Here is a 23,422-nt window from a genome sequence, read left to right as displayed (position 1 = left end):
CGTGGCAAAACATCTATTGCGTAACCTGAGTGCGGCCGCATTGCTGGCTTCCCTGATCGTACCGGCCAGCGTGATGGCCAAGGACAAAATTGTCATTGGCGAGCAGAACTGGACGGGGGCCATCGCCATTCAACACATTTTGGGTGAGGTGATCAAAAGTCGTCTGGACGGTGATGTGTCGTATCTCGCCGGGGACGTGCCGGTGCTGTTCAGTGCGGCGGCCAAGGGCGACGGGTCTGTGGATGTGCTGACGGACATCTGGCTGCCCAATCAGTCGGCGGCGTGGGCCAAGTACGTCACCGGCGGCACCCGCTCACTGGTGCCCAATGCTCACCCTTATGCCGGCGAACAAGGCTTCTACATTCCCGGTTATCTGCAAGACAAGTACGGCGTCAAATCGATCTACGACCTGAAAAAACCGGAAGTGGCCAAGCTCTTCGAGCCAGTGGGCGGCGGCAAGGCCGAACTGCTGGTGGGGCCGGCGGGCTGGGAGTCGACCTATATCGGCCAGATCAAGGCCAAGGATTACGGCTTCGCCGATAAATTCGAGTCCGTGTCGACGGAAGCCTCGGTGACTTACGCCAAACTGGCCTCGGCTTACAAAGCGCAACGCGGCGTGGTGTTCTACGCCTACACCCCTGACTGGATTTTCTCGGCCTATGATCTGCGTCGCCTGGAAGAGCCCGCGTTCGATGGCTACGCCCAGGACAACAAAAAAGAAGATCCTCTCTACAAGGCGGATGGCTGCTGGAAATTCGTCAGCCCGACCGTCGATCCCGACTGGCTGAACAAGAGCCACATCACCTGCGCCTTCCCGGATGCCAAGGTGTACGTCCTGGCTTCCACAGCACTGCAAAAGCGCGCGCCGAAAATTGCCGAGTTCCTGCACAACTTCTCCATCGACCCGGCACAGTTGAACGGACTGATCCAGAAAATCGAAAAGGAGAAACAGCCAGCAGACGTCGCCGCCAAGGCCTGGGTTCAAGCCAATCCTTCTACTGTTGACCAGTGGTTTGCAGGGCAGGCGCAGCAAGTGAGTTCAGCCCAATGACCAGAGCGAACGTACGTGTACTCGATGGCGGCATGGGGCGGGAGTTGAAGCGAATCGGCGCGCCGTTCCGTCAACCGGAATGGTCGGCCCTCGCGCTGATCGAAGCGCCCGAGTATGTACTGCAGGCGCATCAGGCGTTCGTGACAGCGGGCGCCCGGATCATCACCACCAACAGCTATGCGGTGGTGCCTTTTCATATTGGCGACGAGCGATTTGCCGAGCAGGGAAGAGCGCTGGCTGAGCGCGCCGGACGCCTGGCGCGGCAGGCCGCCGGCGAAAGTACCGATGCGGTCACCGTGGCCGGGTCGTTGCCGCCGGCGTTGGGGTCGTACCGGCCGGATCTGTTCGATCATCAGCGTTCAGTAGCGATCCACCGCGAACTCATTGCCGGATTGCAGGCGCACGTCGATGTGTGGCTGGCCGAAACGCAAAGCTCCATTGCTGAAGTGCGGGCTGTGGTCGAAGCCCTTGGAACGGATCCCGCGCCACTCTGGGTGTCATTCACGCTGTTGGACGAAGAGGGCCGGGAACCGCGATTACGCTCAAACGAGGCTGTTGCCGATGCGGTTCGCGTGGCGGCTGAGCTGGGGGCCAAGGCGGTGCTCTTCAATTGCAGCCAGCCGGAAGTGATGGCCGCGGCCTTGATTGAGGCACGCGCTGTGATTGAAAACCTGGATCATCCTGTCGAACTGGGGGTTTATGCCAATGCTTTCCCCCCTGTCAGTGCCAAAGCCGAGGCCAATAGCGATTTGTTGGACATTCGGCGCGATCTGGGCCCCGAGTCCTACCTGGACTGGTCGAAATCATGGGTTGCCGCAGGGGCCAGCATTGTCGGCGGATGCTGTGGAATCGGCCCGGAGCATATCGCCCAGTTGCATTTGCACCTGCACTATCTAAAGGGTGAGGAGGTCGCGCATGAGTGATTTTTCAGGCGACGTTCTGTCAGAGCAGGCGACATTCGGTGCCGGCTGCTTCTGGGGGGCGGAAGCCTCATTCCGGGCATTGCTGGGTGTGCTCGACACCCGCGTCGGATTCGCGCGGTCAGACTTGGGCGACGCCACCCTGATCGAAGTCGTGCAAGTCGACTTCGCCCCCCGACTCATTTCCTATAGCCGTCTCGTCGAGCACTTCTGGACACTGCACGATCCCACGTCAGTCGACCGGCAGGGTACGGACATCGGGACGAAATACCGTTCCGCGCTGTTTTTCAACAGTGCCGAGCAGGCCCGACTGGCGCTTGTCGCCAGGCAGCAGCTGGACGCCAGTGGCCAGTTGGGCAAGCCAGTGGCTACGGTGATCCTGCCACTGGGTGAGTTTCAAAAGGCAGATGAAGAACATCAGCGCTACCTTGAAAAACACGGTGGCAGCGCCTGTTCCATTTGATGCATAGGCAACGCTTTTGCCGTCTGGGCCGGGGCGTTGCAATTGCTCGGCGAGGTACTGGTCGCGGGGACGCGGATACTAAAATTTCAGTTCGACGAGATGGGGTCGAGCGCGTGCGCCTGGAACTGGGTAGGGGAAGTCCGGTTAGAGTCGGTGGGCTCCTCGATATTTGGTGGGCACGTTTGGCCGAACGCCTGAGCGGGGAGACCCGTTTGCCGGCGTTACCTAGTGAGGTGTCGCAGGCGTTTATCGCTGTGTGGCAGCAGGCGATCCACTTGGCGCAGGACGTCGCCGAACAGGGTTTAGCGGAGCAGCGCCAAGTGCTGGACGCCGAACGTGAGCGACTCGCAGAAATTGAAGATAGAGCGCATCAGGATCTGGCAAAAGGGCGCCAACAGGTTTCAGAAGCAATGGCCGGGCGTCAGGCGGCCGAATCTCGCTTGGCTGACCTGGACCTTCTGTTGGTGCAGCGGCAGGCCCAGATTGAGGAGCTCCGGCAACAGCGTGATGTCTTTAAGCGTGAACGGCACGATGCCCAGGGGCAAAATCAAATTCTCCAACAGGAACTCCACTTGCTACGACTCAAGGCCGAACAGGAGCGAATCACACAGGAGAACTATTTGCGTGGCGTTGAGGATCGGGCTCACCGCGAGGTTGATCGGGCCCGGGAGGAGGGGAAAGCCGCAGTAAGCCAATCAAAAGTAGCCAGCCGCAGGTGCGACGACTTGCGACGTAGGTTGGAGTCGGCCCAGAGCGAGCTCAGCCAAGCGGAGCAACGTACTGCGGCGCAGTTGGCCCGCGCAGAAACTTTAGAACAACAGTTGATTCAGATACGCCAGCTGTCAGAGATCAAGCGCAAGCCGCGAGTCAGAAAAAACCGACATCAAGCAACCCTAAAGACTAACCGCAGGTGTCGGCTAGCGGCCATTAGAGAACCCTCAAAAGCGACCGCTATCGGCCAAAAGCGGACATTCGTCCAATCAACGGAACAGCTCTTGGCGATCCACTAGGACTGGTGTGAGGTATCTATTGGCTAGGGGCCGACCGTGTCCTGGCGGGCTACGATGTCTGCGCGTCTAAGGGCGAACTTTTCGACGATAGCCGATCAGCTCTGGACGCTGATCGGGAGAGCTATAACTTTACTTTCAGCCACCTCGAAGGCTATGGAGTGACCTTCGAGGCCGGGGTAATGGCAACGCCTGCGCCCGGCGTCACCACACTTTTTAAGAGCGGTAGCGTGCCGCGGGTTGGGCGTTGCTAAAACCCTGTGCCAAGAGCACGCGTTCGCGTTCGAAAGCTTCCCATGCCGCAACGTCAGGCACAGGTGGAATGGTAACCAACTCCTTACGATCAAAGCCTACCAGTGCCGCATCCACAAGCTCATCAACTTCCATGACGTCGGGCACCTTGCTGATGTCGCCACCCGCACGTTCGTAAATTTCTGTACGCGTAGCTGCAGGCAGTACGGCTTGAACGTACACTCCCTTCGACGTGACTTCTGCCGCGAGGCTCTGCGAGAGCGTCAGTACATAGGACTTTGTGGCCGCGTAGATGCCGTGGGAGTATTCAGGCAGAAGCGCCAACACTGACGCGATATTGATGATCGAACCGCTGCCACGTTGCACCATCCCTCCAATGACGGCTGACGTTAGTAAGGTTGGGGCAAGGACGTTCAGTCGCAGTAACTTGTACATGTCGACGGAGTCGGCCGTGGCGAAATCCCCCATTAATGCGGCCCCTGCATTATTGACGAGAATATCAATCGGCGGTTCTGAGCGCAGCCGTTGAAGTACGGGCTCGATCTGAACGCTGTCAGTCAAATCAGCAGTAATGACTTCGATGGAAACACCATGTTGGTCACGTAACTCAGTGGCAAGAATGTTGAGCTTGTCGGTCGCGCGAGCGACGAGAACAAGGTCATGACCACGAGCGGCAAACCTGCGGGCATAAACAGAACCAATGCCACTCGATGCGCCAGTGATAAGTGCAGTTGTCATGTCTGTATTTCCTGTTGTCGGCATTTGTAAATCAACTGGTGATAGCACAGCTGAGTGCAAAGTTAATGACTTCGATAAAACAGTTCAGTGATGTGGTAATTCACAAATCACCCGCGCGCTTTCAAATGAAGCATTGCGTAATGTTCGTAGTGCCCACATCCGTTCTTTACGAAAGGATCTTGCGATGTGATTGCTGCAATATCCCGATCATCCTCAATTTGATACAGCGAAACACCGTAGCTGCCATCAGGATCAATTACCGGGCCGTGGGCTACGACCACCCCCTGCTCAAGAAGCTCGTTCAGATAGCTGCCATGTTGAGTCATCCACTGACGCTCCTCGACAGTCATTGTTGCCAGGAAGTCCGCACGTGGCGGGATGTACTTACAAAGATAATATTTCATAAGTTAGTTCTCTCTAGCTGAGCGCATCGACAAAATCAGAGCTGCATATGCCTTCTATAACTTCTTACCTGATGCAATGCTTTTGAATATTGCATTTTCAAATATTTTTGGCAGGTAGCTCTGAAGGAACAAAATCATGCCAGCCATCTTCGCCACAGGATTACTGAACTTCGGCTCTTTCGTATCAATAAGCTTGGTGATAGTGTTCACAACGGCGTGCGGAGATTCTGCTTCATCTATCCCCTTTTGGGTAACCAGGTTCACTTTTTTACGGTAAAGGTCGTAGTCAGAGATCTTGTTATCCGTTATCGAGAGAGCATTCAGCCCCAGATTTGTTTTAAACCAACCAGGTTCAACCACGCTGACGTTGATATTGAATTGATTCAACTCAAAGCGCAGAGACTTGAAGTAACCTTCCACGGCGTGCTTTGATGCCGAATAGTAAGAAAGATTAGGTGGGCCTATTAACCCCACCATTGAACTGATAGTGATGATCTGGCCACTTTTCTGTTTACGCAATTGCGGCAACACCGCGTTTGTAATCTTGACAGTGCCCCAGAAATTTGTCTCAAATTGCTGACGACCTACTTCTACAGGTGTTTCTTCTGCAATGCCGGTCACCATATATCCGGCGTTGTTTACCAACACATCCAAAGCTTTGATATTTTTAAAAAGCTCATCGATAAATGACTGAATGGAAATATCGTCGTCAATATCCAGACGCAGTAATTTGAATGGAACTGTGCTGGCATATTTTTCCGGATTGCGACTCGTGCCAACGACGTTAAAGCCTTGCTGGTGAAGACTGGTGGCAAGCATCAAGCCGAATCCCGATGAGGCACCGGTAATTAAAACTGTCTTTTTCATATGACTACCATTAGTGGAGGAAAAGCCCAAAACACGTCTTGATCTAGAAGATGCTTTGTTCTGTATTTTCTCGATAACGATGCGATCATCGAGATCGGGCAGTTCAACATCTCAGATAGGCATACATTGCTCGCCTAATGAGCGGTTGGCACTCGCCTAACGCGCCAACTTGACCTCGAAAGGCGCCAGTTTTTTTCTGGTATTTCTGGCGCAATCCGCCGTTGTCGTGGCGTGATTGGCGACCTAAACTGAACCCTAAAGTTGAAAATAAATCTCCCCATGAATGCAGTACATTTCCCATGATCGGTAAGCGCAGCTCAGCTTTGGACTATTCAGTTTGGCCAGGATGGCGGGTATTGATGCAAGATGCGGGACTGGCAACTGCTCCCGTTTTGCGTCGCGCACAATTACCAGGCGATTTGTTTACGCGACAGAACGTTCGCCTGGACTCGGCAAACTTCTTCAAGCTTTGGGAGGCTATTGAAGCTGAAGCCAAATCTGTAAACGCCGAATTGCCCGCTCCCTTGCAAATTGCTCAGGTCATGTCGTCAGACTGGTTTGACCCGGAGCTTTTTGCCGCGCTGTGCAGTGCCAATATGGGCAGTGCCCTCGACCGGATCGCCAAGTATGTGAGGCTAATCGCGCCCATGATGATTCGGGTTGTGCGTACTAATTCGCATACCACCGTCACTATGGATTTTTTAGACGCCTCCGAGCCACCTACTGTTTTTTTAGCATTCAAGCTCGTCTTCTTTGTTCAACTGGCAAGGTTGGCGACACGTAGCGCTGTGCAGCCGTTGCAGGTGAACTGGCCATCGCCGTCAACCCTTGGCCCGGACTTGAATGCGTACCAAGCCTACTTCGGCGTTCCCGTGACTGATGCGCCACAGGCCAGCGTGGTATTTGCAGCAGCGGACGTCGAGCGCCCTTTTCTGACAGAAAACCATAAGATGTGGTTGTTCTTTGAGCCCAGTCTGCGACAGCGTTTGTCCGACCTGGACAGGACATCAGGAATGGTCGAACGGGTACGCAGTACGCTGCTTGAGTCTTTACCGGCGGGCGCGGTATCGATGCAGGAAATCAGTCGAAAGCTAGGGGTCAGCACCCGCACACTTCAGCGCAGACTGCAAGACGAAGGGACTACGTTCCAGCAGACGCTAGATACTTTGCGCGACTCTTTGGCACGCCATTACCTACGCAATACCGCTATGTCGAGCTCGGAGATATCGTTTCTTTTGGGGTTCGAAGACTCCAACTCTTTCGCTCGCGCATTTCAATCGTGGACAGGAAGTACGCCAAGCAGGATCAGGGCTCAAATGGACAATTCCAGCCATCCCTTAGCTGACAGTTCAGGCGAATAGGAGGGGTAGATCGCCGCAGATTAAATAGACACTCGGGGGAGTCCGCTTCGGGCCGATGTTTAACTGTGACCGCCGTCCGCTTTGGGTCGATTGCTGCTGTTCGCCACTGGCGGCTTTTGGCCGATTGCCGTCATCCACGAGCATCGATTTTCGAGCAACTTATAAGTTGCTCTCGATCAAAAGTGGTCGCAGGGCTTTTGCTTACCTGATATAGCGCGCATTGGCGCTTGGTATCTTCGTTAGCGATACCTCCCAACGACGCATGCGATTGGCGCATGGGTACACAGCTCGATAAGGTCATGGTTCGTTTTTGATCATGCCCGTAACTCGGAGCAGACAAGCCGCTACCAGCGCCAACGGAACCCACATGCGATATCGACGCCTCGACCTTAATCTCTTGGTTGCGCTGGACGCCTTACTGAGCGAATGCAGCGTCAGCAGAGCGGCCGAGCGTTTGTGCCTGGGGCAGTCAGCTGCCAGCTCGGCATTGGGCCGCTTACGTGAACATTTCAATGACCCGTTGCTGGTGCAAGTGGGGCGCCGCCTGGAACCTACGGCGCTGGGCCTGGAGTTGCTGCCAAAAGTGCGTGCAGCGTTGGCGCTGACACGGGAAGTCGTCGACGCGCCACTAAGTTTTGATCCGGCGAACTGTGACCGGCACATCACCCTCGTAGCATCCGATTACGTCGCCGACGTGCTGCTTCCGGCGGTCAGCCGTGTTTTGGCGCGTGTCGCTCCGAATATTCGCTTGAGCCTGCGCGACATGCCGGTGCCACGCGACGGTGATGTCGTCAGCGAAGCGCTGGATTATCGGCGCAGCGATTGTGTGGTCGTGCCGCAACGAACGCTGAATCCGGCCTATCCCCATATGCCGCTCATGACTGACCAGCTCTGTTGTATTGTCTGCGCCCAACAGCCACAGTTTGCCGAGCAACTGAGCATGGCTGACTATCGCGCGGCAGCGCATGTGGTGCGCGAGTTTGCCGACGGGCACAACTTGGCGATGGATGCCATGCACCTGCATGAACTCGGCATTGAACGGCAAGTGGCGGTGACCGTTGAAAGCTTTGTGCTGATGCCGGAGTACATCGTTGGCACTGCGCGTATTGCCACGGTGTTTCAGCGACAGGCTCAGCGCTTCGCCCAGCGATATCCATTGCGCGTCCATCCAGCACCGCTGGCGTTCCCCGAGGCTGTTCAAGTCTTGCAATGGCATCCCTATCAAGAGCATGACCCGGCCATGCAATGGTTTCGCGGCCTGCTTCTGGAACAGGCCGCGTTACTCGATCAACCCTCTGCCTGATCGCCGTTGTCGGCGACCAATCCGGCCTTGGCGATGGCCAGCAATGCGCAGCGCTCGTCGTTGTCCGAGGTATCGCCACTGATGCCGATGGCCCCGAGCACCACGCCCTCGGCATTCCGGATCAACACCCCGCCCGCCACGGGAATCACCTCGCCGCCGGTCAAACTGTTGATCGCGTCGAAAAACGCCGGCATTGCCTGCGCGCGTCGCGCCAGTTCACGGCCTCCAAAACCCATACCCAAGCAGCCACGCGCCTTGCCGTTTGCGATTTTCGTGCGCAGGAAAGTGGCGTGTTCGTCGCGCAGAACCGCCAATGGATGGCCGGCGGCATCCAGTACCGCGACGCCCAGAGGTTTGATCCCGGTTTCCCGAGCAAAGTGGATGGCGGCGCTCGCTATGTTCGTGGCGGTAAGCAGATCCAGTCGTTGCATGGTTTGTGTCCTCATACGGCCCATTTACCCAATTGAGCAACGCGGTCGCGGGTGTAAAGATCCGTCCATTTCAGTGAGTTGAAATCGGACACCTGCTTGGGGTTGTAGGGGCTGCGATCCATACGTACCGGTTGGCCGGCCTTGTAAACGGCCTTCAGGCGCGAACGATCTTGAAGGATGCGGATGTCATCCAGCGGTGAACCGTCGAGCACGAGGAAGTCTGCCTGCTTGCCCACTTGCAGGGTGCCGAGGGTTTCATCGCGCGGCATGCAGCGCGCACCGACAGCCGTCGCGGCGTATAGAGCTTCTGCTGTTGTGAAGCCGAGGCGTGTCACCAGCAGTTCCAGCTCACGGGCATGCCATTCGCCATAGGGCGTCACCGCAAAACCGCTATCACTGCCGCAGGCAAACGGTACGCCAGCCGCTTTGGCGCGTTTGAGTACCGCAGAACCGACCTCCAGTGTGCGAGCACAATAACCGGCATAACCGGTGCTGATGGCCGGATCATGGGGCTGGCAGAAATCCACGGTGTTTTGCGGGAACGTCATGGTCGGGGCAAGGATGCTGCCGGCCTCAAGCAGCGCTTCGATGCACGCGTCGTCCATGTAAAAGGCATGAAAGACCAGATCAACGCCCGCGCGCGCCGCGTACATCACGGCTTCGCGACCGTAGGCATGCGTGGCGACCTTGCAGCCGAGACGATGTGCTTCCTCGACCATTTCGAAGGTTTCGTCGGCAGTGAAGGCCGCAATGATTTCGCCGTTGGGGCGGCGGTGCGTGCCGTCCATGGCGATCTTGATCAGGTCAACGCCATCCTTGGCCTGCTTGCGGATCTCCGCGAGGGCGTCGCTTCGGCTGGTGACCAACTGCGCGGTGAAGTACTCCGGAGCGCCGACCCGACTCGGGAACCAGTCATTCAGACTCTGCCGATTGGTGATGACGCGGCTGCTGGCCGCGATCCTCGGGCCTTCGAACAAACCAGCGGTCACCGCATTGCGCACGGCGATGCTGAGCTGGCCGCTGTCGCCGGGGCAGACCATGCTGGTGACGCCGGCGGCCAGCACGTGTTGCGCGAAGAACATCCCGCGCAACGCGCGAAATTCGTCGCTGGTCCATAGATCAATGTCTTCTTCGCTTTGCGCGTTGCCGAAGGCCAGATGCGTGTGCACATCCACCAGCCCCGGCATCACGAAATCATCCCCCGCATCCACCTGTGTATCGCCTGGCTGGGGAGCGGGTGCCAACGCGGTAGCGCCGACGTAACTGAGCAGGCCGTTTTCGACGATCAATGTCTGTTGTTGGCGGGTCTCCAGTCCAGTGCCGTCGAACAGGGTCTGGCATTTCAGGTGCAGGGCAGTCATGGCGTCTTCGCTTTGTGATTGTTCTGCAAAGAGAGGCTAGAGAGCAGGCGAGGGGACGACCAGCAGATTGCATCGATGGCTGCGTATTGACGGCGTCAATAGGTGCGCCAGCGCTTGAATCCGTTAATGCAAAACGCCGGAAAATCGAAAGATTATCCGGCGTTTTTTTTTGCGTTTTTTTTCAGTGGATCAAGCGGTGCGACCGCCCAGGGTTTCGGCGATCCAGTCGGCAATGTAATGCCCGGCATTGATGCTGTTGTCGAAGCTCGAATGCTGCACGCCACCTTCACGTTCGGTGAAGATTTTCAGTTCACATTTTGGACTGTTGACCAGTTGTTCGTAGGTGCGATGCGCCCACTTCAACGGAATCTGCGAATCCTGCTCGCCGTGGGTCACGAGGAACGGCACCTTGATCCGGTCGAGCACGCCGTCAAGGTGGACGTTTTCGGCGATGGTCATGAACTCTTCGACGTTCTTGGCCCCCCACACCCAGCAGACATGCGCCCAGTAGTGCGGCACCGGGAAGCTGCCTTCCTTTTCCAGTCGACGCTTTTGCACATCACGCCAGTCGTGGTTGGCGCCCCATACGACGCCACAGGCGAAGCGCGGTTCGAATGCGACCGCGCGCGGGCAGTAATACCCTCCAAGGGATACACCTTCGAGCCCGATACGTTTGGCATCGATGTCGCTTCGGGTTTCCAGCCAATCCACCACGCGACTGGCCCAGTGCTCACTGTCAAATCGTGCGGTCAGGCCGTGCAGGCGCAGCGCTTCGCCGGTGCCGGGCTGGTCGATGATCAGCGAAGAGATGCCGCGTTTCGCCAGCCAGGCTGGCAGGCCCACGCGGTATTTCATTTCTTTGGTCGAGTCCAGACCGTTGACCTGCACCAGAATCGGCGCCGGCCCATCGATGCCTTCGGCGCGCACCAGCAAGCCGGAAAGGTGTTTGCCCTCATACGGGATTTCCACCCGTTCACAGTTTTCACGCGACAGTTCGATGCCGCGCTTGAAGGTTTGCAGGAAGCGTTGATAGAGCTCGGTACGGCCCGGCGCGCCGTGGGCTTGCAGGCGCTCGCAGGTCAAATAATAGGTGGCGGCGCGGTTGTATTTTTCGCCAGCCGAGAGCATCCGGCCATTGCCTTCGTCTTCCTCGGCCAGACCGCAGAGCTTGTCGGCCATTTTCGCCCAGGTTTCGCGAAAGGCGCGGGTGCCGGCCGCGTCTGGCTGTTTCGCAGCCTCTTGCAGCGGGGCGCACATCGCTTCGATTTCACCCATGCGGGCGCCCATTTCAATGGCCAGGTCGACAGAGAGATTCCAAACGTAGTTGGTCGGGAAATAGCGAAACATGATTATTGTTGTCCTTATGGTTGCCGTGGCATTCCCAAGGCACGTTAAGGATCACCCGGTTAATTGGCCAATCGTGACGGCGGATACGAGGTATCGCGCGATACGATAGGCACGTGTTGCAGCTGCTGGATGGATTCGCTGATGCGTTCGCGCAGCCAGCGGTGCATCGGGTCGCCGTCGACGCTGCGGTGCCACAACATGTACTCGCGCATGACCGGGATTTTCACCGGCGGCGGCAGGATGCGCAGTGGCAGATAGTGCGCGTAGAGGTTCGCCAGACGTTGGTGCATCGTGGCGATGCGCTGCGTGCCGACGATCAATTGCGGCAAGGTATTGAAGTCGCTGGTGATCACTTCAATGCGCCGATTGAAGCCGTATTGATTCATGAACCATTCTTCAATGCTCATGTGCCGAGTACGGCCGAAGCCTACCGAGACATGGCCCATCTCCATGTACTGCTCAAGGGTCAGGCTGTCGCCAACCTGCGTATTGCCTTGCCACACCACGCACACGTGCTCTTCTTCGAACAGCAGGTGCGAAGGGTGGCCATCAATGATGTAGCGCTCGGGGACAATCATCAGGTCGACCTCGCCACGTACCAGCAACTCGCCGGAGTTGTCGCTGGGGCCAAGCATTTCGAACGTGATATTGGGCGCTTCCTGATGAATGTTCTGGATCACCTGGGCGAACAGCACGCTGATCAGATAATCCGAGGTCACCAAACGAAAATGTCGCTTGCTGGTCGCCGGATCGAACACCGGTTTGGCGGTAATCGAGGACTGAATCGTTAGCAGTACTTCACGCACCGGTTTCGCCAGTTCCGTGGCATAGGGTGTGGGCTGCATCCGGCGTCCCACCTGGACCAGCAGCTCATCCTCGAAGTAGGTGCGCAAACGCGCGAGCACGCCGCTGGTGGCGGATTGGGTCATGTGCAGGCGTTCGGCAGCGCGGGTGATGTTCTGCTCTTCGAGCAACACATCGAGCGCGACCAGCAGGTTCAGATCCAGATGGTTGAAACGCATGGGCAGGTCCGTTCTTGTATTTATTTTCGCAATACATTCGAACGAATCCATCGACACGTCAACCTTCGTCGCAGGTATCGCGTTTGCCGATAGGTCGCATCCCGACTTGCGATTAGTCAGCTGTCAGCCCTTGCGCCAATCTTCGCCGCAGTCGGCCCTGCTGCCGACACCACCACCGGTTTCCAGTCAGGCCTGGCGCGCTGCAAGGCGTCCATGGCGACAGTCTCCGGATCATAATTTCAATGGAGTGGTAAGCCATGAACATCATTGGCCTTGATGCCCTGATTTTTGGCGTCGATGACATTCAAGCCTGCACCGATTGCCTGCGCGATTACGGCCTCGCGCCGGTTGGCGTTGACGGCGAGGGCGGGCGTTTCGAAGCGCTGGACGGCACCGCCGTGATTATCCGCCGAGCCGACGATCCTGATCTGCCGGCGGCGATCGGTCCGGCGCCGTCCATTCGCGAGACGGTCTACGGGGTCGCTGCGATCAGCGATCTGGATGCCATCGAAGATGAGCTGGCCCGTGATCGCATCGTCCGTCGTGATCAGCACGGCGTGCTGCACAGCGTTGACGACATGGGTTTCGCCATCGCTTTTCAAGTCAGCGTACGCAAGCCTTACAGCGCTCCGAATGACCTGACCAACGCCGCCGGCCATGCGCCACAGCGGCCGCTTAACCAGCCTGGCATTACCCTCGATATGGGCGCTGTTCCGCGCACTTTGTCGCACGTGGTGTATTTCGTACCCGATGCAGCGAAAGCAGAAGCGTTCTACGCCGAGCGTCTGGGTTTTCGCACCACCGACACCTTCATTGGCGCCGGGCCGTTCATGCGCCCGGCCGGTTCTGACGATCACCATTGCCTGTTCATGATCCAGACCCCACCGCACATGAAGGGCTGCGAACACTTCACCTTCCATATGGGCAGTGGCACCGAAGTGCTGCTGGCCGGGACGCGATTCGAGCAAAAGGGTTGGACCAGTTTCTGGGGCCCGGGCCGTCACCTGTTTGGCTCCAACTGGTTCTGGTACTTCAACAGTCCGCTGGGTTGCCACATCGAATACGACGCCGACATGGACAAGCACGATGACGCCTGGGAGGCCCGTCGCGCGCCGCTGTCGGCGGATAACTCGCAGCTGTTCCTGTTCAGCGCCAAAGAAAAATGGGCCCCCGGTGGCCCGCCGCCAAAACTCGGCTGAGGGCCGCGCTGATCATGAGCGGTATTGCGCAGCCATTGTGTCGGCTGGACGAACTGGAGGAGGGCCGGGCGCGCGGATTCGATCCGTTGGCGCAGGGCCGCGACAGCGTGTTCGTTCTGCGTCACGACAATCAGGTGCGGGTCTATCGCAACCGTTGTCCGCATCTGGACGTGCGTCTGGAGTATCGCAAGGACAGCTTCCTGTCCGCCGATGGCCAGTTGATCGTCTGTTACGCCCACGGCGCGCGATTTCTGCCGGCGACGGGCAAGTGCATCTACGGCCCGTGCCTGGGCCAGAGGCTGGAGGCGCTGCCGTTCTGCGAGAAGGATGGCTGGCTGCTGTTACGAATGCCTGAAGAGTTGCCGCAGCCGGGATAAGTCGAGGTATCGCGTATGGCGATACATCGCATCCTTACTCGCGATTAGTCAAATCCCTGCTTTGCCGGGAAGCTTCATCCAACGATGCCGTGCCCGACGCAGCATCGATCACAAGAATAAAAAGAGAGAACACCATGAGTACAGTGAACAATGTTCTGATCGTGGGCGGTGGTATCGGCGGCTTGTGTGCGGCCATCGCCTTGCGGCGTAAAGGTATCGAGGTCGACCTGATCGAGCTCAAGTCCGAATGGACAGTCTATGGCGTCGGGATTATTCAACAGAGCAACGTCGTCCGTGAGATGGCCAAGCTGGGCGTTCTCGACGGTTATCTCGATGCCGCTTATGCCTTCGAAGACGTCGCTATCTATGGCCCGGGCGGGCAACAACTGGCGCGCATTCCGGGTCAGCGACTGGCCGGCCCGCAATACCCTGCCAACGTCGGCATTTCCCGCCTGGCGCTGCACAAAGTCCTCAGCGAAACCGCCCTGCAACTCGGCGCCAACGTGCGTTTGGGCTTGAGCGTGGAAACGCTGAACGACGATGGCACAGAGGTCGACGTGTTGTTCACCGACGGCAGTCGCGGCCGCTACGACCTGGTGGTCGGTGCCGACGGTCTGTTCTCGAAAGTGCGTAGCCTGGTCTTTGGCGATGCCTACACCCCGCGTTTCACTGGTCAGTCGGTGTGGCGCTACAACTTTCCCCGCGCGCAGCAGATCGATCATCTGGCCAACTATCAAAGCGCTGACGGCAACGCCGGGCTGGTGCCGCTGGCCGGCGATTTGATGTACCTGTTTCTGACGTCCCACGAACCGTCCAATCCGTGGATGGATCCTGCTGATCTGGCTGCGCAAATGCGCCAGCGCCTGCAGGGTTTTACCGGGCTGATCGGCGAGCTGCGCGAGCAAATCACCGACAACAGCCTGGTCGTCTACAAGCCGATGGAAGTGGTGTTCGTCGATGAGCCGTGGCATCGCGGACGCGTCCTGCTGATCGGCGATGCGGCCCACGCCACCACGCCGCACCTCGGCCAAGGCGCCGGCATGGCCATCGAAGACGCGATTGTGCTCAGCGAAGAACTCACTCGCGAGCAGTCCGCCTCCAGCAGCGTCGAACAGCAGCTGCAGCGCTTCATGGCGCGGCGTTTCGAGCGTTGCAAATACATCAGCGAAAGCTCGGTGCTGGCCGGCGACAAGGAAATGCAACACGACCGCGACTTCGATCGCATCGGTCTGGTCAAGCAAATGCTCGCGCGCACCGCCGAGCCGATCTAAGTCCCACCTGCGACGCATCCACAGCAGTTACCACTATAAAAACAAGAGGTTAACGCGATGGTTAGTTCTACGACTGCGGCGCTCGCGCGTCGCCCGGTCTGCTCGTCTGCACCCTTTGGTTTGAGCGTCGCTGCGCTGCTGGTGCTGTGCAGCCAGGCCGCTCACGCTTTCGACATCGATACCGGCAACCCGGATTTCAAGCTGCGTTGGGACAACACGGTCAAGTACAGCGCTGCCTGGCGCACGCAGAATCCGAGCAGCAAGTTGACCAAGGGGCAGGTGGCACTCAATCAGGACGATGGCGATCGTGCGTTCAAAAAAGGCCTGATCTCCAATCGCACCGACATCCTCTCGGAGCTGGATTTGTCGTTTCAGGACTTCGGCGCACGTTTGAGCGGCGCAGCGTGGTACGACAGCGAGTACCAGGGCAACAACGACAATAACGATCCGAGCCGCGCCAACGCGCGTTCGGTGGGCTACGACGAGTTCACCGATGACACCCGTCATTTGCACGGTGGTGACGGCGAAATCCTCGACGCCTTTGTCTACTGGAACGGTGAACTGGCCGACCGTGCAACGTCAGTGCGTGCCGGCCGTCATGGCCTGATCTGGGGGGAAAGCCTGTTCTTCGGCGCCAACGGCATTGCCGGTGGCATGGCCCCGGTTGATGTGGTCAAGGCGCAGTCGGTGCCCAATACGCAGTTCAAGGAAATCACCCGTCCGGTCAATCAACTGTCTGGCACCTTCCAACTGACTGACGACGTCTCGCTCGGGGCGTATTACCAACTTGAATGGGAAGAAACCCGACTGCCCGCCGCCGGCAGCTATTTCTCCACCAGCGACACCATTGGCGAAGGCAATGAGCGTCTGATCGTCGGTGCACCGTTTCCGGCATTCCTCGGCGGCAACCCGGCCAGTCCCGCCGCGTTTTTCCACGGTAATGACAAGGAAGCGCGCAGTTCGGGGCAGGGCGGTCTGCAACTGAAATACAGCGCTGAGACCGTCGAATACGGCCTCTACGCCATTCAGTACCACGACAAGACACCCAAGCTGTATCTGAAACCGTCAACGGCGGCGCCGAACTTCAGCACCGGACAGATCGGCGAGTACTACTGGGTTTACCCCGAAGATATTCGCGCGCTGGGTGCGAGTTTTTCCACCACCGTGGACGAGTACAGCTTCGCCGGTGAAGCGTCGATGCGCTGGAACATGCCGCTGGTTTCGAACGGTCAGACCGTGCTGCCCGGCGTCATCGCAGACAACGATGATGACGCGCTCTACGCGGTCGGTCGCACTGCTCACGTCAACCTGAACGTGTTGGCTTCGTTTGGCCCGAACTTCCTCGCCCGAGAGTCCGGACTGGTTGGCGAAGTGGCGTGGAACCGCCTGCTCAGCGTCACTAAAAATCGCGCCGCGCTGGACCCGAACGCCACTGATGATGGCCTCGGTTTTAAAGTCGTCTACACGCCGACGTACCGCCAGTTCTTCTCCGGCATCGATATCAGCATTCCCGTTGGCGTCAGTTACTTCCCGCTGGGCAAATCAGCGGTGGTCAGTTCGTTCGGCCCGGACAACGGTGGCGACATCAACATCGGCATCACCGCCACATACCTCGATCGCGTCACGGCCGGCCTGACCTACACGCATTACTACGGCGCCGAGGACACCAACCTCAACGGCCTCAGCCAGTTCAATTACAAGCAATCGCTGAAGGATCGGGATTACCTCGCCTTCTCCGTCAAGACCACGTTTTAAGAGGACTTGCGCATGACTTCTCACCACCACAATCGCTTCCCACGGCTGAAGGCCCTGTGCTTTGCCTTGCTCGGAACGCTGACCGTCCTGAGTCAGGTTGCAACTGCAGCCACCGCAGAAGAGGCGGCCAAACTGTCGAGCAGTCTCACGCCAATGGGTGCCGAACGCGCAGGCAATGCCGACGGCAGCATTCCGGCCTGGCAGGGCGGTTACACCAAGGTCGACCCGGCGTATAAACCGGGCGGCAGACGCAGCGATCCGTTTGCGGCCGACAAGCCGCTGTTCAGCATCACCTCGAAAAACCTGGCGCAATACGCCGCCAAGCTCAGCGATGGCACCAAGGAAATGTTCAAGCGTTTTCCCGAGACCTATCGCATCGATGTCTATCCGACCCGTCGCACGGCCGCCGCGCCGCAATGGGTGTATGACAACACCCTGAAAAACGCGACCCGCGCCAAACTGGTCGACAGCAGCGCCGGACCGGTGCCCGAAGGTGCGTTTGGCGGTATTCCATTCCCGATTCCGCATAACGGCGCCGAAGCCATGTGGAACCACATCCTCAATTGGCGCGGCACGTCCCTGGCCATGCACTTTCGTCATTACCTGATGACCGCAGACGGCAAACAGGTGATGACCACCGACGGCCAGGCGATCCAGGATATGCCCTATTACTACCAAGACGGCACGCCGGAAAGTTTCGCCGGTGATTACTGGTTGTTCCGCCTGCTTAACGTCGGCCCGCCATTGCGTGCCGGTGAGCAAATCATGGGGCGCACCAATATCAACGGCGACAAGTCCCAGGCCCACGTTTATCTGACCGGCCAGCGCCGCGTGCGCAAATTGCCGAATGCCTGCTGCGACACACCGACGCCGGCCACCGCCGGGGTGATGTCGTTCGATGAGTTGAGCGTGTTTCAGGGGCGCATCGATCGCTTCGACTGGAAACTGGTCGGCAAGCAGGAAATGTACATCCCTTACAACACCAACAAAGTCCTGACCGCCGGCAAACCGGAAGACCTGTTTCTGGCCCATCACATGAACCCCGATTACGTGCGTTGGGAGCTGCACCGCGTGTGGGTGGTGGACGCCGAACTCGCGCCGGGCAAGCGTCACCAATTGCCGAAAGGCCGCTACTACCTCGACGAAGATACCTGGCAAGCCATGCTCGGCGATCGCTGGGACGCCAACGGCCAACTCGCCAAAACCTTGTGGTCGCTGCCCGCCGTGCTGCCGGATCTGCCAGCGCAAGCGCAGCTGTCTTCGGGGTTCTACGACCTGACCTCCGGCGCCTGGTTTATCCAGAACGTCTACACCGGTCTGCCTGAGCAATACGGCGTGGTCGATCGCTACAAGGCGTCTGAATTCTCGCCGGCGGCGATGGCGGGTGCCGGGGTTCGTTGAATCGGGCCGGATCGCCACACGGTGTGGCGATCCGGTTTCACAGGTGGTTTCGAGGTCGGTATGAACAGAATCTGTCAGGTGCTCGGGCGGTTGTTAGCGTTACTGGCGCTGCCTTGCGTATTACCCGTGAGCCAGGCTCAGGCTGCTGTCGTTGGGGATGTATTGCACACCCCGGCGATGCGCGCGCCGCAGGCCCGGCAAGCCGTGTTGCTTGATCTGGCGCGGGCAGGTGCGCGGTTGGTGGCGGTCGGCGAACGCGGCATCGTCTTGCTCTCCGATGACAACGGTATAAATTGGCGGCAGGCGCAGGTGCCGGTCTCCGTCAGCCTTACGGCGGTGCAGTTTGTCGATGCCAACACGGGCTGGGCGGTCGGTCATGCCGGTGCGGTGCTGGTCTCCCACGACGGCGGCGAAAACTGGGCGTTGCAGCTGGACGGCAACCGCGCTGCGCAACTGGAGTTGCACGCCGCACGCGAGCAACTGCCGACAGCGACTGACCCCGACGCAGCGGCGGCGCGCGTGCAAACCGCCGAACGGATGGTCAGCGAAGGCGCGGACAAACCGTTTCTCAGCCTCAAGTTCACCGATGCGCGTCACGGCGTGATCGTCGGCGCCTACGGCCTCGCGTTTACCACCGAAGACGGCGGCGTGAGCTGGCACTCGCTGATGGGCCAGATCGACAATCCGATGGGCGCGCATCTGTATGCCATCGCGCAACACGGCGAGCGTTGGTTCATCTCCGGCGAGCAAGGTTATGTGGCGCGTTCCGAGGACGGTGGACAATCTTTCGTCGCGCTCGACAGCCCGTACAGCGGCAGCCTCTTCGCCCTGCAAGTGCGCGATGACGGCACGCTGCTGGCGGCAGGACTGAAAGGCAACGCGTTCATTTCCACCGACGACGGCAACAGCTTTCTGCCCGCGCCCGTACCGATGCCGGTGTCCTTCAGTGAAGCGATTCGCACCGCCGACGGCCAGCTGTTGTTGATCAATCAGGCGGGCGCAATGTTTCGCACCTCGGGTGATGCACCCACCCTTCAGCCTTTCGGCAAACCGCTGGGCAAATCGATTTCCAGTGTCGTGCAGGCCGCTGATGGCAGCCTGGTGCTGGCCGGTTTCACCGGGTTGACGCGGCTTGCATCGCCCACTGCTACAGCTTCGGAGTGAGGTCATGAAACCATTCGACAACGCCACGGCCAGCCTGGCGAGTTTCGACCCGCGCTCCGGCTCGGTCGTGGAACGCACTTTGTTCAATCACCGGTTGTGGGTGCTGCTGGTGTGCCTGGTGACCACGCTCTTCTTGGGCTATCAGGCCACGCGCGTCGAGCTGAACGCCAGTTTCGAAAAGATGATTCCCACGCAACAACCCTACATCGCCAATTATCTGCAACATCAAAAGCAGCTCAGCGGTCTGGGCAACTCCTTGCGCATTGTCGTCGCCAATCGCCAGGGCGATATCTATGACGCTGATTATCTGAAAACCTTGCAGGCGTTGAGCGACAAGCTTTACCTGCTGCCCGGCGTCGACCGTGCCTACATGAAGTCGCTGTGGACGCCCGCAACACGTTGGGTCGCAGTGACTGAAGACGGCCTGGATGGCGGCCCGGTGATTCCGGATGATTACGCTGGCACACCGGCCAGTCTTGAGGCCTTGCGTCGCAACGTGCAGCGCTCCAACGAGCTCGGTCAACTGGTCGCGTTCGATCAAACCTCGAGCATCATTTACGTACCGTTGCTGGCGACCACTGCTGACGGCCAGGCGCTGAGTTATTCGGTGCTGTCCGAGCAACTGGAGGCGTTGCGCAGCGAGTACCAGAACGACAGGATCGACATCCACATCACCGGCTTCGCGAAAAAGGTCGGCGACCTGATTGCCGGGCTCAAGCAGATCCTGTTGTTCTTCGCCGTCGCGATCCTGATCACCACCGCCGTGCTGTTCTGGTACACACGCTGCCTGCGCAGCACCGTGCTGGTGGTGTTCTGCTCGCTGGTGGCGGTGGTCTGGCAACTGGGTCTGTTGCCGTTGCTCGACTATCAGCTGGATCCGTATTCGGTACTGGTGCCGTTTCTGGTGTTCGCCATCGGCATGAGCCACGGCGCGCAGAAAATGAACGGCATCATGCAGGACATCGGTCGCGGCATGCACCGGGTCGTTGCCGCACGTTTCACCTTTCGCCGGCTGTTCCTGGCCGGGCTGACGGCATTGTTGTGCGACGCAGTGGGTTTTGCCGTGCTGATGCTGATCAAGATCCAGGTGATTCAGGATCTGGCTGTGATCGCCAGCATCGGTGTAGCGGTGTTGATTTTCACCAACCTGATTCTGCTGCCGGTGTTGCTGTCCTATGTCGGCGTAACGCCGCGCGCGGCGCAACTGAGCCTCAAAAGCGAGCAGAACGATCAGGCCGGCGCGCGGCGTCATGGCTTCTGGCGCTTTCTCGATCTGTTTACCCGACGTCGCTGGGCCAGCCTGTGCATTGCCATCAGCCTGGCGTTGGCTGCATTGGGTTTTGTGGTCAGCCTGCAATTGAAGATCGGTGATCTGGATGCCGGTGCACCGGAGCTGCGTGCTGACTCGCGCTACAACCAGGACGATGCGTTTCTGACCCGGCATTACGGTGCCAGCAGTGATTTGTTCGCGGTGATGGTCAAGACCCCGGCCGGGCAATGTGCGCGTTACGACATCCTTGCCAAGGTCGATGCGCTGGACTGGCAACTGCGCGCGCTGCCGGGGGTGGATTCGACCAACTCGCTGGCCTTGCTCAACCGGCGCATGCTGGTTGGCCTCAGCGAAGGCAGCGCCAAGTGGTACGAGCTGCAGAACAATCAGGCGATGCTCAACATGATCACCGCCAGTGCGCCACGCGGCTTGTACAACGAGGACTGTAGCCTGCTGACGCTGTACGCCTATCTCACCGACCACAAGGCTGAAACGCTGACGCGGCTGGTCGATCATGTCGAGCAATTCGCCGCCGCCAATAACAACGATGATGTGCAGTTCCTGCTGGCAGCGGGCAATGCCGGCATCGAAGCGGCGACCAATATCGTGGTCAAGCAAGCCAATCGCGAGATGCTCTTTTGGGTCTACGGGGCGGTGATCGTGCTGTGCCTGATCACCTTCCGTTCGTGGCGCGCCACGCTGTGCGCGGTGATTCCACTGATGGTCACCTCGATCCTCTGCGAAGCGTTGATGGTCTGGCTGAACATCGGCGTGAAAGTCGCGACGTTGCCCGTCATCGCGTTGGGTGTCGGCATTGGCGTCGACTATGCGCTGTATGTGATGAGCATCCTGCTAGGTCATCTGCGCCAGGGCGCGAGCCTGTCAGAAGCCTATTACCGCGCACTGGTGTCCACCGGCAAAGTGGTGATGCTCACCGGGATCACGCTCGCCATTGGCGTGGCCACGTGGATCTTCTCGCCGATCAAATTCCAGGCTGACATGGGCGTGCTGCTGGCGTTCATGTTCGTCTGGAACATGGTCGGCGCACTGGTGTTGTTGCCAGCGCTGGCGTACTTCCTGCTGCCTGCACGGCGCACGAACACCGACGCAGAAACGCCAGCGGAGGCAGTCGATGTGGCCGTGCCGTCACGAGCTGTGGCGGTAGATATTGTTCAATCGCGTCATCGGGAGACCTGTCATGGCCGTTGAATCCTCATTGGAAAGCAGCGGCCGCCGTGCCGGTTTGTCGCAATCGTTGCTGTTGCTGCTCGGCAGCTGCCTGCCCGTGCTCGGCGCGGTATTGCTCGCACCGGTATTACCGCGCATGCAGGCACATTTTGCCGAGGTCGCGGGCAGCACGGTGCTGGTGCCGATCGTGCTGACCTTACCGGCATTGATGATTGCATTACTGGCACCGTTTGCCGGGGTCATCGCCGATCGGCTCGGGCGCAAACCGCTGTTGTTGGCGAGCATGGCCCTGTACACGCTCTGCGGTGTGTTGCCGCTGTGGCTGGATTCGCTGCCGGCGATTGTCGCCAGCCGCGCCGGGATCGGTCTGGCGGAGGCGGGGATCATGACCTGCTGCACGACGCTGATGGGCGACTACTACAGCGGCGCACGCCGTGAACGCCTGTTTGCACTGCAAATGGTCGCGACGTCGCTGTCTGCTGCGGTTTTTATCGCCTTGGGTGGTTTTCTCGGTCAGGACGACTGGCGCACGCCGTTTGCGCTGTACGCGGTCGGGCTGATCTTCCTGCCGCTGATGGCGTGGAAACTCTGGGAACCACAACCCCGTGTGCAACCGGCAGCAACATTGCCGGTGCCAGTCCCACGCCTGTTTCCGTGGCGCGCACTGACGCCCCTGTATGCGTTGTCGCTGCTCGCGGGCCTGAGCCTGTTCATCGTGCCGGTGCAGGCCGGCTACTTGCTCAACCTGCTGCACGTGGATGCGCCGCAGCAGATCGGTATGACCATGGGCGCCAATCAACTCGGCGTGCTCGTCGGGGCCTTGAGTTTTCGCCTGTTGAGCGGCCTGCGCAGCCAGCATCTGTTGCTGATTGCCTATGGCCTGGCCGGCATCGGCGGCCTGTTGATGGCCGCCGCCGGCAGCCACGCGCAGGTGGTGGTCGCGGTTCTGGTCAACGGTCTGGGCATCGGCCTGATGTTGCCGACGTTGATCACCTGGATCATGGCGCAAGTCGGCTTTGATCAGCGTGGACGAGCGGCGGGGTGCTTCACCGCCGCGATTTTTGCCGGCGAGTTCATCAGCCCGCTGGTGGTACTCGCCATCACTTCCGGGGCTTCCACGGCGTTGCCGCAAGCGTTGGCCATGATCGGTTGGCTGCAACTGGTCGTGGCGCTGTTTTGTCTGTCCGTGCCGAGGCTCGGTGGTCTATTGATCCGCACGAATGTTGGCGGGCACGACTCCATCAGCAACGGCCATTGAACGAGGATTTTC

General features: G+C 58.9%; 21 protein-coding genes. 14 read left to right on the top strand and 7 right to left on the bottom strand.

Features of this window, described 5'->3' with window-relative positions; all coding sequences use genetic code 11:
• Positions 1–73 precede the first annotated feature (73 nt).
• From PDR5_RS14845 to PDR5_RS14830, 4 genes are read left to right on the top strand one after another with little or no spacing between them, the layout of a single operon-like run.
• A complete protein-coding gene (locus tag PDR5_RS14845) occupies positions 74–1,051 on the top strand; it encodes an ABC transporter substrate-binding protein (protein ID WP_237233858.1) in 978 nt (325 codons plus the stop codon).
• Positions 1,048–1,974: a homocysteine S-methyltransferase family protein gene (locus PDR5_RS14840; RefSeq protein WP_064596641.1), complete on the top strand. Its 927-nt coding sequence runs from the start codon at positions 1,048–1,050 to the stop codon at positions 1,972–1,974. Before PDR5_RS14845 ends, PDR5_RS14840 begins: the two co-directional genes overlap by 4 nt.
• The gene (msrA, locus tag PDR5_RS14835; RefSeq protein WP_064596639.1) at positions 1,967–2,434 is read left to right on the top strand and encodes a peptide-methionine (S)-S-oxide reductase MsrA; all 468 of its coding nucleotides are present in this window, start codon (positions 1,967–1,969) and stop codon (positions 2,432–2,434) included. Before PDR5_RS14840 ends, msrA begins: the two co-directional genes overlap by 8 nt.
• A 41-nt stretch (positions 2,435–2,475) precedes the next feature.
• The gene (locus PDR5_RS14830) at positions 2,476–3,444 is read left to right on the top strand and encodes a DNA-binding protein (RefSeq protein WP_442963861.1); all 969 of its coding nucleotides are present in this window, start codon (positions 2,476–2,478) and stop codon (positions 3,442–3,444) included.
• 213 nt (positions 3,445–3,657) lie between these two features.
• On the opposite strand, the gene PDR5_RS14825 is transcribed toward PDR5_RS14830, so the two are convergent.
• The 3 genes from PDR5_RS14825 to PDR5_RS14815 form a co-directional block, all read right to left on the bottom strand.
• Positions 3,658–4,431, bottom strand: a complete 774-nt coding sequence (locus PDR5_RS14825; protein WP_064596637.1) for an SDR family NAD(P)-dependent oxidoreductase — start codon at positions 4,429–4,431, stop codon at positions 3,658–3,660.
• A gap of 107 nt (positions 4,432–4,538) precedes the next feature.
• Positions 4,539–4,835 (bottom strand): YciI family protein, encoded by a 297-nt coding sequence (locus tag PDR5_RS14820; RefSeq protein WP_064596635.1) that lies wholly within the window; start codon positions 4,833–4,835, stop codon positions 4,539–4,541.
• A 54-nt stretch (positions 4,836–4,889) separates the two neighbouring features.
• Positions 4,890–5,702, bottom strand: coding sequence for an SDR family NAD(P)-dependent oxidoreductase (locus PDR5_RS14815; RefSeq protein WP_064596633.1), 813 nt, complete (start codon positions 5,700–5,702; stop codon positions 4,890–4,892).
• Positions 5,703–6,061: 359 nt separating this feature from the next.
• On the opposite strand from PDR5_RS14815, the gene PDR5_RS14810 reads away from it, so the two are divergent.
• Both PDR5_RS14810 and PDR5_RS14805 read left to right on the top strand, forming a co-directional pair.
• Positions 6,062–7,063, top strand: a complete 1,002-nt coding sequence (locus PDR5_RS14810) for an AraC family transcriptional regulator (RefSeq protein ID WP_082934414.1) — start codon at positions 6,062–6,064, stop codon at positions 7,061–7,063.
• Between the two features lie 367 nt (positions 7,064–7,430).
• Complete coding sequence (locus tag PDR5_RS14805) at positions 7,431–8,366, top strand: LysR family transcriptional regulator (protein WP_064596629.1); 936 nt, start codon at positions 7,431–7,433, stop codon at positions 8,364–8,366.
• Here PDR5_RS14805 and PDR5_RS14800 read toward each other — a convergent pair.
• The 4 genes from PDR5_RS14800 to PDR5_RS14785 form a co-directional block, all read right to left on the bottom strand.
• On the bottom strand, positions 8,351–8,797 hold the full coding sequence (locus PDR5_RS14800; RefSeq protein WP_064596627.1) for a GlcG/HbpS family heme-binding protein: 447 nt from the start codon (positions 8,795–8,797) through the stop codon (positions 8,351–8,353). The genes PDR5_RS14805 and PDR5_RS14800 overlap by 16 nt on opposite strands.
• Positions 8,798–8,808: 11 nt before the next feature.
• Positions 8,809–10,158, bottom strand: coding sequence for a metal-dependent hydrolase family protein (locus tag PDR5_RS14795; protein ID WP_064596625.1), 1,350 nt, complete (start codon positions 10,156–10,158; stop codon positions 8,809–8,811).
• A 189-nt stretch (positions 10,159–10,347) separates the two neighbouring features.
• The gene (locus PDR5_RS14790; protein ID WP_064596623.1) at positions 10,348–11,505 is read right to left on the bottom strand and encodes an alpha/beta hydrolase family protein; all 1,158 of its coding nucleotides are present in this window, start codon (positions 11,503–11,505) and stop codon (positions 10,348–10,350) included.
• Between the two features lie 59 nt (positions 11,506–11,564).
• Positions 11,565–12,527, bottom strand: coding sequence for a LysR family transcriptional regulator (locus PDR5_RS14785; protein WP_064596621.1), 963 nt, complete (start codon positions 12,525–12,527; stop codon positions 11,565–11,567).
• 257 nt (positions 12,528–12,784) lie between these two features.
• Between PDR5_RS14785 and PDR5_RS14780 the strand changes: the two genes are divergently transcribed.
• The 8 genes from PDR5_RS14780 (at position 12,785) to PDR5_RS14745 (ending at position 23,410) form a co-directional block, all read left to right on the top strand.
• Positions 12,785–13,726, top strand: coding sequence for a VOC family protein (locus PDR5_RS14780; RefSeq protein ID WP_064596619.1), 942 nt, complete (start codon positions 12,785–12,787; stop codon positions 13,724–13,726).
• Between the two features lie 14 nt (positions 13,727–13,740).
• Entirely contained in the window at positions 13,741–14,103 is a 363-nt protein-coding gene (locus PDR5_RS14775; RefSeq protein ID WP_064600827.1) for a Rieske (2Fe-2S) protein, read from the top strand.
• A 134-nt stretch (positions 14,104–14,237) separates the two neighbouring features.
• Positions 14,238–15,374 (top strand): FAD-dependent oxidoreductase, encoded by a 1,137-nt coding sequence (locus PDR5_RS14770; protein ID WP_064596617.1) that lies wholly within the window; start codon positions 14,238–14,240, stop codon positions 15,372–15,374.
• Between the two features lie 57 nt (positions 15,375–15,431).
• Positions 15,432–17,129 carry a DUF1302 domain-containing protein gene (locus PDR5_RS14765; RefSeq protein ID WP_064596615.1) on the top strand — a complete coding sequence of 566 codons (1,698 nt, stop codon included), beginning with the start codon at positions 15,432–15,434 and terminating at the stop codon, positions 17,127–17,129.
• 12 nt (positions 17,130–17,141) lie between these two features.
• Entirely contained in the window at positions 17,142–18,530 is a 1,389-nt protein-coding gene (locus PDR5_RS14760; protein WP_064596613.1) for a DUF1329 domain-containing protein, read from the top strand.
• Positions 18,531–18,590: 60 nt separating this feature from the next.
• The gene (locus tag PDR5_RS14755) at positions 18,591–19,694 is read left to right on the top strand and encodes a WD40/YVTN/BNR-like repeat-containing protein (RefSeq protein WP_064596610.1); all 1,104 of its coding nucleotides are present in this window, start codon (positions 18,591–18,593) and stop codon (positions 19,692–19,694) included.
• A gap of 4 nt (positions 19,695–19,698) precedes the next feature.
• Positions 19,699–22,173, top strand: a complete 2,475-nt coding sequence (locus PDR5_RS14750) for an efflux RND transporter permease subunit (RefSeq protein ID WP_064596608.1) — start codon at positions 19,699–19,701, stop codon at positions 22,171–22,173.
• Positions 22,163–23,410 (top strand): MFS transporter, encoded by a 1,248-nt coding sequence (locus tag PDR5_RS14745; RefSeq protein WP_064596606.1) that lies wholly within the window; start codon positions 22,163–22,165, stop codon positions 23,408–23,410. Before PDR5_RS14750 ends, PDR5_RS14745 begins: the two co-directional genes overlap by 11 nt.
• The last annotated feature ends 12 nt before the right edge of the window (positions 23,411–23,422 follow it).

The sequence above is a fragment of the Pseudomonas sp. DR 5-09 genome (assembly GCF_001655595.1).
Classification (GTDB): Bacteria; Pseudomonadota; Gammaproteobacteria; order Pseudomonadales; family Pseudomonadaceae; genus Aquipseudomonas; species Aquipseudomonas pharyngis.
The sequence above is the reverse complement of the archived record's forward strand: the minus strand, read 5'-3'. Positions and strand labels throughout refer to the sequence as shown.

What these genes read in the sequence shown, in the direction of transcription:
- PDR5_RS14845 (WP_237233858.1), top strand. Translation starts at nt 74, where the DNA reads ATGGCCAAGGACAAAATTGTCATTGGCGAGCAGAACTGGACGGGGGCC.
- PDR5_RS14840 (WP_064596641.1), top strand. Translation starts at nt 1,048, where the DNA reads ATGACCAGAGCGAACGTACGTGTACTCGATGGCGGCATGGGGCGGGAG.
- msrA (WP_064596639.1), top strand. Translation starts at nt 1,967, where the DNA reads ATGAGTGATTTTTCAGGCGACGTTCTGTCAGAGCAGGCGACATTCGGT.
- PDR5_RS14825 (WP_064596637.1), bottom strand. Translation starts at nt 4,431, where the DNA reads ATGACAACTGCACTTATCACTGGCGCATCGAGTGGCATTGGTTCTGTT.
- PDR5_RS14820 (WP_064596635.1), bottom strand. Translation starts at nt 4,835, where the DNA reads ATGAAATATTATCTTTGTAAGTACATCCCGCCACGTGCGGACTTCCTG.
- PDR5_RS14815 (WP_064596633.1), bottom strand. Translation starts at nt 5,702, where the DNA reads ATGAAAAAGACAGTTTTAATTACCGGTGCCTCATCGGGATTCGGCTTG.
- PDR5_RS14810 (WP_082934414.1), top strand. Translation starts at nt 6,062, where the DNA reads ATGCAAGATGCGGGACTGGCAACTGCTCCCGTTTTGCGTCGCGCACAA.
- PDR5_RS14805 (WP_064596629.1), top strand. Translation starts at nt 7,431, where the DNA reads ATGCGATATCGACGCCTCGACCTTAATCTCTTGGTTGCGCTGGACGCC.
- PDR5_RS14800 (WP_064596627.1), bottom strand. Translation starts at nt 8,797, where the DNA reads ATGCAACGACTGGATCTGCTTACCGCCACGAACATAGCGAGCGCCGCC.
- PDR5_RS14795 (WP_064596625.1), bottom strand. Translation starts at nt 10,158, where the DNA reads ATGACTGCCCTGCACCTGAAATGCCAGACCCTGTTCGACGGCACTGGA.
- PDR5_RS14790 (WP_064596623.1), bottom strand. Translation starts at nt 11,505, where the DNA reads ATGTTTCGCTATTTCCCGACCAACTACGTTTGGAATCTCTCTGTCGAC.
- PDR5_RS14785 (WP_064596621.1), bottom strand. Translation starts at nt 12,527, where the DNA reads ATGCGTTTCAACCATCTGGATCTGAACCTGCTGGTCGCGCTCGATGTG.
- PDR5_RS14780 (WP_064596619.1), top strand. Translation starts at nt 12,785, where the DNA reads ATGAACATCATTGGCCTTGATGCCCTGATTTTTGGCGTCGATGACATT.
- PDR5_RS14775 (WP_064600827.1), top strand. Translation starts at nt 13,741, where the DNA reads ATGAGCGGTATTGCGCAGCCATTGTGTCGGCTGGACGAACTGGAGGAG.
- PDR5_RS14770 (WP_064596617.1), top strand. Translation starts at nt 14,238, where the DNA reads ATGAGTACAGTGAACAATGTTCTGATCGTGGGCGGTGGTATCGGCGGC.
- PDR5_RS14765 (WP_064596615.1), top strand. Translation starts at nt 15,432, where the DNA reads ATGGTTAGTTCTACGACTGCGGCGCTCGCGCGTCGCCCGGTCTGCTCG.
- PDR5_RS14760 (WP_064596613.1), top strand. Translation starts at nt 17,142, where the DNA reads ATGACTTCTCACCACCACAATCGCTTCCCACGGCTGAAGGCCCTGTGC.
- PDR5_RS14755 (WP_064596610.1), top strand. Translation starts at nt 18,591, where the DNA reads ATGAACAGAATCTGTCAGGTGCTCGGGCGGTTGTTAGCGTTACTGGCG.
- PDR5_RS14750 (WP_064596608.1), top strand. Translation starts at nt 19,699, where the DNA reads ATGAAACCATTCGACAACGCCACGGCCAGCCTGGCGAGTTTCGACCCG.
- PDR5_RS14745 (WP_064596606.1), top strand. Translation starts at nt 22,163, where the DNA reads ATGGCCGTTGAATCCTCATTGGAAAGCAGCGGCCGCCGTGCCGGTTTG.